Annotated in this window: 13 protein-coding genes; 7 read left to right on the top strand and 6 right to left on the bottom strand. The window is 75.4% G+C overall.

What is annotated here, in order from left to right:
- Nucleotides 1-24: 24 nt before the first annotated feature.
- On the bottom strand, nucleotides 25-858 hold the full coding sequence (locus AB0637_RS12170) for a hypothetical protein (protein ID WP_366172439.1): 834 nt from the start codon (nucleotides 856-858) through the stop codon (nucleotides 25-27).
- Between the two features lie 34 nt (nucleotides 859-892).
- Here AB0637_RS12170 and AB0637_RS12165 point away from each other — a divergent pair, with 34 nt between their 5' ends.
- On the top strand, nucleotides 893-1675 hold the full coding sequence (locus tag AB0637_RS12165) for an ABC transporter ATP-binding protein (protein WP_366172438.1): 783 nt from the start codon (nucleotides 893-895) through the stop codon (nucleotides 1673-1675).
- 7 nt (nucleotides 1676-1682) lie between these two features.
- Here AB0637_RS12165 and AB0637_RS12160 read toward each other — a convergent pair whose 3' ends face one another.
- On the bottom strand, nucleotides 1683-2348 hold the full coding sequence (locus AB0637_RS12160) for a pyridoxal 5'-phosphate synthase (protein WP_366172437.1): 666 nt from the start codon (nucleotides 2346-2348) through the stop codon (nucleotides 1683-1685).
- A gap of 75 nt (nucleotides 2349-2423) precedes the next feature.
- Nucleotides 2424-3248: an aminoglycoside 3'-phosphotransferase gene (locus AB0637_RS12155; protein ID WP_366172436.1), complete on the bottom strand. Its 825-nt coding sequence runs from the start codon at nucleotides 3246-3248 to the stop codon at nucleotides 2424-2426.
- Nucleotides 3249-3348: 100 nt separating this feature from the next.
- On the opposite strand from AB0637_RS12155, the gene AB0637_RS12150 reads away from it, so the two are divergent.
- Nucleotides 3349-3855 (top strand): sigma-70 family RNA polymerase sigma factor, encoded by a 507-nt coding sequence (locus AB0637_RS12150; RefSeq protein ID WP_366172435.1) that lies wholly within the window; start codon nucleotides 3349-3351, stop codon nucleotides 3853-3855.
- Nucleotides 3855-4628: a zf-HC2 domain-containing protein gene (locus AB0637_RS12145; RefSeq protein WP_366172434.1), complete on the top strand. Its 774-nt coding sequence runs from the start codon at nucleotides 3855-3857 to the stop codon at nucleotides 4626-4628. Before AB0637_RS12150 ends, AB0637_RS12145 begins: the two co-directional genes overlap by 1 nt.
- Nucleotides 4629-4658: 30 nt before the next feature.
- Here the strand turns inward: AB0637_RS12145 and AB0637_RS12140 are convergent, their stop codons facing one another.
- Entirely contained in the window at nucleotides 4659-5789 is a 1131-nt protein-coding gene (locus AB0637_RS12140; RefSeq protein ID WP_366172433.1) for a lytic transglycosylase domain-containing protein, read from the bottom strand.
- 270 nt (nucleotides 5790-6059) lie between these two features.
- Between AB0637_RS12140 and AB0637_RS12135 the strand changes: the two genes are divergently transcribed.
- Nucleotides 6060-7205, top strand: coding sequence for an EAL domain-containing protein (locus tag AB0637_RS12135; protein ID WP_366172432.1), 1146 nt, complete (start codon nucleotides 6060-6062; stop codon nucleotides 7203-7205).
- Nucleotides 7202-7372 (top strand): DUF1059 domain-containing protein, encoded by a 171-nt coding sequence (locus AB0637_RS12130; RefSeq protein ID WP_366172431.1) that lies wholly within the window; start codon nucleotides 7202-7204, stop codon nucleotides 7370-7372. Before AB0637_RS12135 ends, AB0637_RS12130 begins: the two co-directional genes overlap by 4 nt.
- A gap of 35 nt (nucleotides 7373-7407) precedes the next feature.
- Here AB0637_RS12130 and AB0637_RS12125 read toward each other — a convergent pair whose 3' ends face one another.
- Nucleotides 7408-7875, bottom strand: coding sequence for a PPOX class F420-dependent oxidoreductase (locus AB0637_RS12125; RefSeq protein WP_366172429.1), 468 nt, complete (start codon nucleotides 7873-7875; stop codon nucleotides 7408-7410).
- Between the two features lie 61 nt (nucleotides 7876-7936).
- Here AB0637_RS12125 and AB0637_RS12120 point away from each other — a divergent pair, with 61 nt between their 5' ends.
- A complete protein-coding gene (locus AB0637_RS12120) occupies nucleotides 7937-9337 on the top strand; it encodes an amino acid permease (RefSeq protein ID WP_366172428.1) in 1401 nt (466 codons plus the stop codon).
- Nucleotides 9338-9363: 26 nt separating this feature from the next.
- On the top strand, nucleotides 9364-10041 hold the full coding sequence (locus AB0637_RS12115; protein ID WP_366172427.1) for a response regulator transcription factor: 678 nt from the start codon (nucleotides 9364-9366) through the stop codon (nucleotides 10039-10041).
- Here the strand turns inward: AB0637_RS12115 and AB0637_RS12110 are convergent.
- On the bottom strand, nucleotides 10014-11489 hold the full coding sequence (locus AB0637_RS12110) for a HAMP domain-containing sensor histidine kinase (RefSeq protein WP_366172426.1): 1476 nt from the start codon (nucleotides 11487-11489) through the stop codon (nucleotides 10014-10016). The genes AB0637_RS12115 and AB0637_RS12110 overlap by 28 nt on opposite strands.
- Between the last annotated feature and the right edge of the window lie 130 nt (nucleotides 11490-11619).

Here is an 11619-nt window from a genome sequence, read left to right as displayed (position 1 = left end):
CGCCAGGACGGGACGGGACGAGCGCTAGGGGCGGGCGGGTTCGGTGTGGGCGTTGACGGCCGCCACCAGCGCCCGCCGCGCCACGGCACCGACCTCGCGCAGCGCCACGGCCCGCGACGTGGCCTCCAGGCTCGTGATGGCCGCGCCGTCGTCCTCGGTGGCCAGGTCGACGATCGCCAGCACCCGCGCGGCCGTCTGCAGGACCCGCATCGCCCGCGGCGACGTCGCCGGCGGCACCGCGTCCGGGACGAGCGCCCCGTCGCGGACGGCGGCGATCCGGTCGGCGGCCTCCTCGCGCCAGCGGGCCACGTCCAGGCTGGCCAGGGCCTGCGTCGCCGTCGACAGCGCCACCCGCAGCTCCCGTTCGGACTCGGCGACGCTGGAGCTCTCCGGAACCCGGCGCGGGGCCGCGGAGTGCGCGGTCCAGCTCACGAAGGCACCCGGCTCCAGGACGGACCCGAACTCGACGACCTCCGGGACGAACGCCCAGCGGCCCTCGTGACCGTCGACCTCGGCCACGACGCACTCGCCGGCCTCGAGGGCGGCGACGTTGACGTCCGCGGGGCCGGGCAGCCCGCGCGGGTCACCGGGCACCGGCAGCGCCAGCAGCAACCGTCCACCCGAGGACCCACCCGAGGACCCACCCGACCCGGTCGCGCACTCGGCCAGCCCGGCCAGCAGGGTCGTGACGTCGTCGGGGACCGACCGCACCCCGGGCAGCGCCTCGCCCTCCCACCGCACGGTGTGCGGTTCGTCGTCGCGCAGCACGGCGGCGACGGCGGCGGCCAGGGGGACGTCGGCGGTCAGCACGCCCGTGCCCCAGGCGGCCAACCGCGCGGAGCGGGGCAGGTCCAGCACAGGCGCGAGGATACGACTCGTTAGGGTCGCGACCATGAGCGACGTGCTGGACCTGTCCGCGGTGACCGTCCGGCGGGGGAGCAGCGTGCTGCTCGACGCCGTCGACCTGGCCGTGGGCAGCGGGGAGCGCTGGGTCGTCCTGGGGCCCAACGGCGCGGGCAAGTCGACGCTGCTGTCCATCGCCGCCGGCCGGCTGTTCCCCACCTCGGGCACCGTCGGCATCCTCGGTGAGGTCCTGGGCCGCGTCGACGTCTTCGAACTGCGCCCCCGCATCGGCCTGGCCAGCACCGCCCTTGCCGGCGCCGTCCCGAACCGCGAACGCGTCCGCGACGTCGTCGTCACCGCCGCCTACGGCGTCACCGGCCGCTGGAACGAGGAGTACGACCCCGACGACGAGGCCCGCGCCGCCGACCTGCTCGCCCTGCTCGGCGTCGCGCACCTGGCCGACCGCGCCTTCGGCACCCTCTCGGACGGGGAGCGCAAGCGCACCCAGATCGCCCGCGCCCTCATGACCGACCCGGAACTGCTCCTGCTCGACGAACCCGCCGGCGGCCTCGACCTCGGCGGTCGCGAGGACCTGCTGCGGCGGCTGACGGCGCTCGCGGCCGACCCCGACGCCCCGACCCCGGTCATGGTCACCCACCACGTCGAGGAGATCCCCGTCGGCACCACGCACGCGCTGCTGCTGCGCGGCGGGCAGGTCGTCGCCGCGGGCCCCGTGGCGGAGACCATCGCCTCCCCGTCGCTGTCCGACACGTTCGGGCTGGCGCTGGAGGTCAGCGCCCGCGAGGGCCGGTACGCCGCCCGGGCGGTCTGACCCGACCTCAGGGACGGAGGAGCTCGGTCTCCCAGCCGCCGCCCTCGTGGCGGGAGTAGCGCAGCCGCAGGTGGTGGCCCTCGGGGTCGGCCTGGAAGAACTCCATCCGCCCCGCGTCCACACCCCACAACCGCCACGTCGGGGCCGAGGCCGCGCCGGGTTCCTCCAGCTGGAGCAGTTCGCTGGGGTCGCCGAGGGCGTCGGACAGGTACACCTCGTCGTGCAGGGGGCGGCTCTGCCGGTCCACGAGCGCCTCGGCGCGCGCGTGCGCGGACAGCCGTTCGAACGCCGCGGTCGTCCGCGCCTCGTCGGCGGCGCGCACCGTCCCGCGCACCCGCACCTGCCGACCCTGCTGCGGCCAGTGGAAGACGAGCGCCGCCACCGGCACCCGGCCCAGCTGCTTGCCCTTGGGGCTGGTCTCGCTGGCCGCCAGCCAGAAGGCGTGGTCGTCGACGTCCTCCAGCAGCGTCACCCGCGCGTCGGGACGGCCGGCGACGTCGACGGTCGCCAGGGTCATCACGTGCGCGGCGGGCACGTCGTGCGCGACGGCTTCGCGCAGCCACCGCTCGAACAGCTCCACCGGGTCACCGGGAGCGGCCTCGGGGTCGAACGCGGGTGCGTGGGGGCGGGGCCAGGACAGCTCGGCGAGGAACCGGGACAACTCACTGCGCACCCCGCGACGGTAGCCCGTCCGCACCCCGGCGCCGGACACGGCTCCACCCACCAGCGGGACACGGTCCCGCAACAGTCAGGGGCCGACGTCCCACAGCGCCCGGTAGTACGCCGTCCGCACCGGGTCCGGCGCCACCCCGTACGCGCCCAGGAACACCTCCTGCCACCCCGTCCCGTAGTTCCAGTCCAGGCTCATCGTGGCCACCGCGACGTCCGCCCACCGGTCCGCGACCCCCACGCCCGACAGGTCCACCCACGCCACGGCGTCGCCGGTCGCGTCGTCCAGCAACGTGTTCGGGGCGCACGCGTCGCCGTGGCACACGACGAGCCGGTCCACCGGCGGCGGTTCGCGCAGCGCCGAGGTGTCCTGCACCGCCCGATCCAGCCGGTAGGGCACCGACCAGTCGAACGGGCACTCCCGCACCGGCAGCGCCTCGTGCCAGCGCCGCAGCGCCCGGCCCAGCGCCGGCACCGCCACCTCCGGACGGGCGATCCAGTCCGGCTCGACCGCCGACCGGCCCGGCAGCCCGCGCGAGAGCAGCCACGACCCGCTCGCGTCGGCCCCGGTCTCGACGACCTCCGGCACCGGCAGCCACCGCGCCGCCCACCGCGCCTTGACGGCCTCCCCGGCCAGGTCCAGCGCCACCCCCGCCGGCGCCCACTTGCAGAACACCGTCCCGGCCCTGCCCTGCACGCGGAACGTCACCCCGCCCGCCGCGTTCACCCACGCCGCGGGCAGCTCCCGCGCGTGCGGCGGTGCGCCCCAGCGGGTCAGGACCGGCCGCAGCGCCGGTGGCACCGGCACCGGGTCCTCCGGCACCTGGCTGATCGGCACCAGACCGTGCGGCACCGGACCGTGCGGCGCCGGATCGTGCGGCGCCGGACCGTTCGCTTCGTCCACCCGGACCAACCTAGGGGCGGTGTCGAACCGTTTCCCCGGCTGCCTCGTGGTGTCCTCGAGAAGGCGCCACGACCAGGACGAGGAACGGGAGGGACCAGCGGTGACCGATGCCGACGAGGAGCTCGTGCGTGCCCTGCACGACGAGCACGCCGGCGCCCTGTGGGCCTACGTCGTCTCCCTCACGGGTGACCGCGTCAGCGCCCAGGACATCGTCCAGGAGACGCTCCTGCGGGCCTGGCGCCACCCGGAGTCCCTGGACCCCGCCCGCGGCTCCACCCGCGCGTGGCTGTTCACCGTCGCCCGCCGGCTCGTCATCGACGACTGGCGCTCGGCCCGCAACCGCCGCGAGAGCGTCCACGCCGACGTCCCCGACCGCGCCGTCGTCGACGAGTCCGAGCAGGTCCTGCAGCAGTGGGTCGTCGCCCAGGCCCTGACCCGGCTGTCCGCCGAGCACCGCGCCGTCCTGCGCGAGTGCTACTTCGCCGGCCGTTCGGTCGCCGACGCGGCCCGCACCCTCGGCATCCCCGAGGGAACCGTGAAGTCCCGCACCCACTACGCCCTGATGAACCTCAGACTGGCCCTGCAGGAGATGGGGGTGAGCCGCTGATGAGCCAGCCGTTCCACCAGCACGACCGCGACCGGGACCACGAGCACCGGCACGGCGACGACGGCGTCGGCACCGACCCGTACGCCACGACCGCCGGCCCGTACGTCCTGGGGGCCCTGTGCCCCTCCGAACGCGCCGACTTCGAACGCCACCTGCGCGGCTGCGCCGACTGCCGCCGCAGCGTCGAGGAACTCGCCGGACTGCCCGGACTGCTGTCCCGCACCCCGCGCGAGGTCGTCGACGCCCTCACCGAGGACGACCCGCAGGCCGCCCTGCGCGAAGGCACCGGTGTCCCCGACACCGTCCTGCCCGGGCTGCTGCGCGCCGTCCGCCACCGGCGCCGCACCCGCCGCGCGGCGCTCGCGGGCGGACTGGTCGCCGCCGCCGCCCTCGTGGCGACCGTCGTCACCGGCGGACTCGGCGGCCTCGGCGGGGACGACCCGGCCGGGACCCCGCAGGCCGGCACCCCGCTGCCCATGGACCCGGTCGTCAGCACGCCCATCACCGCCACCGTGGCCCTCACCGAGGTCGGCTGGGGCACCAAGGTCGACCTCGTCTGCGCCTACGCCGCCGCGTCCACCGCCGAGCCCTACCAGTACGCCCTCTACGTCAGCGGGACCGACGGGAAGACCCAGCAGATCGGCACCTGGACCGCCGTGCCCGGCCACGACGCCCAGCTCAGCGGCGCGACGTCCTGGACGCCGTCGCAGATCAAGAGCATCGAGGTCAAGACGATCGGCGGCCTGACCGTCCTGCAGCGCGAGGAGACCTGACGGTCCGGCGGCGCGGGGGAGGGACGGAGTTCAGCTCCCGAACCCCTGCGCCGCCAGCTCGTCGGCCACCCGCTGCACCATCTGCACGTACCAGTCGGCGTGGTTGTACCGGAACACCGCCGACGCCTCCGCCTCCCGGCCCTGCCCGGCCCCGTTGCTGCACAGGTACTTCGCCGCGCTGAACACCGCGTCCGCGGGGTCGGAGGCCGACGTCTCCCCGTCCCCGTCCCCGTCGACCGCGTACGTGGCGAACGTCGAGGGCATGAACTGCATGGGACCCACGGCACCGGCCGAGCTCGGGCCGGTGTTCACCCCGTGCCCGCTCTCGACCTGCCCCACCGCCGCCAGGAGTTCCGGGCGCATGCCCGCGCACGTCGCCGCAGCCCGCACGTACAGGTCGGAGTAGTCGGCCGGCACGCCCCGGGCGTGCACCGTGGCCGCCCGCCCGGCCGCCGAGGCGTTGAGCGCCGCCGCGGCGGCCTGCGCGGCCGCCAGCGCCGCCGCCGCGTCCTCCGCGGCCTGCAGCCGCACCGCCTCCCCCTGCAACGCCTCCACCCGCGACCGCGCCAGCTGCAGCGCGTCGTCCGCGCGGCTCACCTGCGCCGCCACGTCCCGCAGCGAGGCCACCGCCGACGTCGCCCCCGACGCCGCGCTCTCGGCGCGCTCGCGGGCGCTCGTGGCCGCCTGCTCCCGCGCCGCGACCTGCGCCCGGTCCTCGCGCCGCACCGCCGAGAAGGCCCGCTCGGCCACCGCGGGGTCGGCCCCCGAGACCGCCGAGGCCAGCAGCGCCAGCCCGCGCCGGGCGCCCAGCGTCCCCGCGCCCAGCGCCCCGTCCATGTAGATCGACCGCGCCCGCGCCGTCGCCGCCGCCTTCTCCCGGCGCGCCGTCGCCGCCGAGCGGTCCGCCTCGACCTGCGCCTGCACGCTCTCGCTCACCGCCGTCCCCACGGCCGCCGTCGACCGCGTCAGCGCCTCCTGGGCCTGCTGCACCGCCACCCCCGCCGCCTGCGCCGCACTCGCCGCGGCCGCCGCGTCGGCGCGCGCCTGGGCCGCCGTGCGACCCGGGTCGGCGCTCGCGGGCCCTGCCACGCCGGCCAGGACGGTGGCCGCCAGCGTCGCGGCGAGCGTGGTGCGCAGGAGGGCGCGCGGTCGGGTCGTCACCGACAGGGCATCGACCCGGCGGTGGCAACCCTTGAGGTGTCGGACGGTTCAACGCGTGAGCAGCGTGTGACCACGCGGTTACCCCTATATGCTCCGCGACACGACGCTGGATCCTCACAGGGCACTCACTCGGGCGCTCCAGGGGGGAGGATTCAACGACGCTGTGGTCGGGAACAGCTACGGGGAGCGACCGTGACGGGGTCCCGGACGAGGGGGTGGGCAATGGGTGCTGCGGGTGACGTGGCGCACCGGGGCAGGTGGCACCGGAGGTTGGACGCGGTCTGCGCCGACCCCGACGCCCTGCGCCTCGTGCTGCACCCCGTGGTCGACGTCGCGGCCGGGCGGGTGGCCGGGTACGAGGTGCTCAGCCGCTTCGCCTCCGACGTGCCCACCGAGCAGTGGTTCCGCGCCGCACGGGCGCTGGGGCGCGACGCCGACCTCGACCGCGTCGTGCTGACGGCGGCGCTGCGCTTGTTGCCCCAGCTGCCCGCGGGGACGTTCCTGACGGTCAACGCCAGCCCCACCTCCCTGGCCGACCAGCGGGTCATGGACGTGCTGCTCTCCCACGACCTTACCGGTGTCGTCCTCGAACTCACCGAGCACGCCGACTGCGACCCGCGACACCTCGCCGGACCCCTGCAGCTGCTGCGCGCCCGGGGCGCGCTGGTGGCCCTCGACGACGTGGGCACCGGTCACTCGGGGCTGCTGCGGATGGCGGTCGTGCGCCCGGAGATCCTCAAGGTCGACCTGCAGCTCGTGCGCGGTCTGCACCACGACCTCGTCAAGCGCTCCCTCGTGCAGTTCCTCGGGGAGTGCGCGGGCCGGCTGGACGCCTGGATCATCGCCGAGGGCGTGGAGACGGTCGACGAGCTGGACGTCCTGCGCGGGATGGGCGTCCCGCTCGTGCAGGGGTTCCTGCTGGCCCGGCCCGGGGCGGACTTCGTCGACCTCGACGCCGACGCCCGCCGGTTGCTGCACGTCGGCGACGGGGTCCCGCCCCCGCGTCCGGCGGTGGGGGCCGCGCGGCGCGCACGGGACCTGACCCGGCGCACCAAGACCGACCGGTCGGTGACCGACGCGGTCCGCTCGGTCGCCGAGCAGTCGGCCCCGGTCGTCGTCGTCGACGGCGAGGACGTGCCCCGCGTGCTGGTGCTCCCCTCCCAGCGGCCCGGCGGGCTGCCGCGCGTGCAGACGGTCGACGTCACGGTGGCGCCGGAGACGACGGTGACCGACGTCGCCGCGCGGGCCGTGGCGCGCTCGGCCGACGTCCGCTTCGACCCGCTCGTGTGCACCGACGCCGCCGGCCGCTACGTGGGGGTCGTGGGGGTCGAGGACCTCGTGCTGGAGCTGGCCGCCACCTGCGGCCCCGCGTCCACCGCGCCGGGCGGACGTTCGGGCTGGAGGATGGGCGCGTGAAGGCCTTCCGCTGCGGCGACGTCGTCCCCGGCTGCACCCGGGAGTTCACCGGGACCGACCGCCAGGACATCCTCGACCAGGTCGCCGAGCACGCCCGCGCCGACCACCACGTCGAGGTCGACCTCAGCCTCCTCGAGGCCGTGGAGGCGAACCTGCAGGACCGGTGAGCCAGGACCCGGTGCGTCAGGACCGGTGAGGGTCCTCAGCCGGCGAGCCGGGCGGGGAACCCGCCGGTGGCGACGGGACCCCAGCGGGTGATCGTGAGCCGCAGCAGCGACTTGCCCTGGTCCCGCATGGCCTGGCGGTACTCGTCCCAGTCGGGGTGCTCCCCGGAGATGCACCGGAAGTACTCCACGAGGGGTTCCACGGCCTCCTCCCCGTCGAGGACCTCGAACTCCCCGTCGACCTGCACCCACGCGCCGCCGAAGTCGTCCGACAGGACGAGGACCGATCCGCGCGGATCGCGGCGGGCGTTGTTGGCCTTGGCCCGGTCGGGGTAGGTCGAGACGACGATCCGCCCCGACTCGTCCACGCCGGCGGTCACGGGGGAGGACTGCGGGAAGCCGTCGGCCCGGAACGTGGACAGCACGACGTTGTGCCGGGGCCGGACGAAGTCGAGCAGTTCGGGCAGTTCGACGCGACGCGCGGTCGCGATGGTTCGCGGGCTCATGTCCCCGGACGCTACTCTGCTGCGCGCCCAGCACCACCCACCCACGGTTCGAGGAGGCGTCGTGCAGACGGTCGAGCAGTCCGGCAACGGACTCGGGACGGGGCTCAAACCCCGCCACATCACGATGATCTCCATCGCCGGGGTGATCGGCGCGGGCCTGTTCGTGGGGTCCAAGAACGCCATCGCCGAGGCCGGTCCCGGCGTGCTGCTGTCCTACGCGCTGGCCGGGACCCTCGTCGTCCTCGTCATGCGGATGCTGGGGGAGATGGCCACGGCCCAACCGGACACGGGGTCGTTCTCCACCTACGCCGACCGCGCCCTCGGCCGCTGGGCCGGGTTCAGCGTCGGGTGGCTGTACTGGTGGTTCTGGGTGCTCGTGATCCCGGTGGAGGCCACCGCCGCCGCCAACATCCTCTCCAGCTGGCTCGGCGCCCCGCAGTGGGTCTGGGCCCTGGCGGTGACGCTGCTGCTGACGGCGACGAACCTGGCCAGCGTCGGGAACTACGGCGAGTTCGAGTTCTGGTTCGCCGGCATCAAGGTCGTCGCCATCGTCGGGTTCATCGTCGTCGGTCTGCTGGCGATCACCGGGGTCCTGCCCGGCTCCGACGTCAGCGGGACACCCGGGCTCTCCCTGGCCGGCGGGTTCCTGCCCAACGGTTTCTCCGCCGTCCTGGCGGGCATGCTGCTGACGATGTTCAGCTTCATGGGCACCGAGATCGTCACCATCGCCGCGGCCGAGTCCCCGGACCCGCAGAAGGGCGTCCGGCGCGCGGTGAACTCCGTCATCGGCCGCATCGCGGTGTTCTACCTGCTGTCGATCTTCGTCGTCGTGGCCATCGTCCCGTGGAACTCCCCGGAGCTGGAGGCCGACGGGTCGTTCCAGACGACGCTGCAGTCCATCGGCATCCCGGGCGCGGCGACGATCATGGACATCGTCATCCTCACCGCCGTCGCCAGCTGCCTGAACTCCGCGCTCTACACGGCCTCGCGGATGGTGTTCTCCCTGTCCCGCCGCGGCGACGGCCCCGCCTGGCTGTCCCACGTCTCCGGCCGCGGGGTGCCGTACCCGGCGATCCTCATCTCCACCGCCGTCGGGTTCCTCGCCGTCCTGGGCAACTACCTGCTGCCGGAGAAGATCTTCGGCATGCTCCTGGCCACCAGCGGCGCGCTCGCCCTCGTCATCTACGCGATCATCGCGCTGTCGCAGGTGTCGATGCGGCGACGGCTGGACGCCGAGGGCGTGCGCCCGGCGGTGCGGATGTGGCTGTTCCCCTGGCTCACGTACGCGGCGCTGGCGTTCATCGCCGTCGTGCTCGTCCTCATGGTCGTGCTGCCCGGCCAGCGGCTGGAACTCCTCCTGTCCCTCGTGCTGACCGCCGTCGTCGTGCTCGTCGGGGTCCGGCACCAGCGCGCCGCGCGCGCGGTGGACGTCAGCGACCGGGACGTCACCGCCGAACGCTGACCCGGGGGCTCCGGCACACTGGGGGAGTGAAGGTCCTGCTCGTCGAGGACGAGGTCCGCCTCGCCGACACCGTCCGACGCGGCCTGGAGGCCGAGGGCCTGAGCGTGGACGTCGCCCACGACGGGCTCACCGGGTACGACCGCGCCCTGCGCGGCGACCACGACGTCCTCGTCCTCGACCTCATGCTCCCGGGCCGCAACGGCTACGAGGTGTGCCGGGACCTGCGGGCGGCGGGGGTGTGGACCCCCGTGCTCGTCCTGACGGCCAAGGACGGCGAGTACGACCAGGTCGACGCCTTCGACCTGGGCGCCGACGACTACCTCACCAAGCCGTTCTCGTTCCCGGTGCTCATCGCCCGGCTGCGCGCCCTTCAGCGGCGCGGCGCCCCGGAGCGCCCCGTCGTCCTGACCGCCGGCGACCTCGTCCTGGACCCCGGCAGCCGCCGCGTCGAACGGGCCGGCCAGCCGGTCACCCTCACGGCCCGGGAGTTCGCCCTGCTCGAACTGCTCCTGCGCCACCGCGACGAGGTGCTGTCCAAGACGGAGATCCTGCGCGCCGTGTGGGACCCCGTCGTCGACGCCGACCCGAACGTCGTGGAGGTCTACGTGCGATACCTGCGCAAGAAGATCGACATCCCGTTCGGCCGCGCCGCGATCCAGACGGTCCGCGGCGCCGGCTACCGGCTCGCCGCCGACGGCGGCTGAGCCCCGCTCCCGGACCCGTCCAGGGGCAGTCGCAACCGCAGGCTCGCCCCACCGCCCGGGCGTTCGCCCACCTCCACCGACCCGCCGTGCGCGGCCGCGACCTCCGCCACGATCGCCAACCCCAACCCGGTGCCACCCGCCCCGCGCTGCCGGCTCTCGTCCAGGCGCACGAACCGCTCCAGCACCCGTTCGCGGTCCCCGGCGGGGATCCCCGGGCCGTCGTCGGCGACGGTCACCACCGCCGTGCCCCCCGCCGTGCCCCCCGCCGTGCCCCCCGCCGGGCCCCCCGCCGTGTCCCCGTCCTCGACGGCCACCGCGAGCTCGACGACACCGCCGGCGTGCCGGACCGCGTTGTCGACGAGGTTGCGCACCGCACGGGTCAGCGCCCCCGCGTCCCCGCGCACACGCGCCGGCACCGTCGTCACCCGCACACCCGGCGACCCCCCGCTGACGGCGCGCACCCGCACGGCCTCGGCCTCCACCACCTCGTCCAGGTCCACCTCCACGGCCCCCGCCCCCACGAGCCGACCCTCGTCGGCGCGGGCCAGCAGCAGCAGGTCCCCCACGAGGGCCTCCAACCGCCCGCTCTCGGAAGCCACCAGCTCGGCGAACTCCGGGTCCACCTGTCCCCGCCACACGTGCGCCGCGGCCCGCAGCGTCGCCACCGGCGAGCGCAGCTCGTGGCTGGCGTCGGCGACGAACCGCCGCTGCGAGCGCTGCGACGCCTCCAACCGCGCCAGCATCGAGTTCATCGTCACCGCCAGCCGGGACACCTCGTCGTCCCCCGCCGGGACCGGCACCCGCCCGTCCAGCCCGCCCGCCGTGATGCCCTGCACCGTCGAGCGGATCGCCTCCACCGGCCGCAGCGAACGACCCACGAACGTCCACGTCGCGACCGCGATCGCCCCCAGCAGCACGGGCGTGCCCACCGCCAGCAACGCCGCCGCCACGTGCAGGACCCGCTGCGCGTCCTGCGTGCTCTGCGCCACGACCACCCAGAACCGCTGACCGTCCACGTCCGCGCCCAGCACCGTCACCACCCACGGCGCCGACCCCGACAGACCGGGCAGGTCCACCGTCTCCCGCGCCACCTGCGCCTCACCCGGACGCAGCGCCGACAGCGGCGCCCGCCCCCGCAGGGCCACGCTCGCCACCACCACCTGCCCGTCGGCGCGCACCACCTGCACGTGCGAGCCCCGGTCGGCGTCCGCGCCCACGACCGCGGCCAGCCCACCGTCGACGTCACCGCGCGTCAACGCCGGCCCCGTCACCGCGAGCCGCACCAGCCGCGCCTGCAGCTCCCCGGTCTCGGCGTCCCCGCCGTACAGCGCGAGCCGCACCACCGCCAGCCCCAGGAACGCCCCCGCGACCACGAGCACCGCCAGCAGCGCCGTCGCCGCCACCGTCGAACGGACCCGCACACCCGCCCCGCGCCACCACCGCCTCACGTCTCCCTCACCGCCCCAGCATGCCGCCCCGGCGGTGGGTCCCACGTCCCGTTGAGCTGCAGCGCGCTGCAGCACCTAGCGTCGAGACATGCAGTCCCCCTCCTGCCTGGAGTCCCACCGGTGAGCCTGA

It is taken from the genome of Kineococcus sp. NPDC059986, from assembly GCF_040702905.1.
Lineage (GTDB): Bacteria > Actinomycetota > Actinomycetes > Actinomycetales > Kineococcaceae > Kineococcus.
The sequence above is the reverse complement of the archived record's forward strand: the minus strand, read 5'-3'. Positions and strand labels throughout refer to the sequence as shown.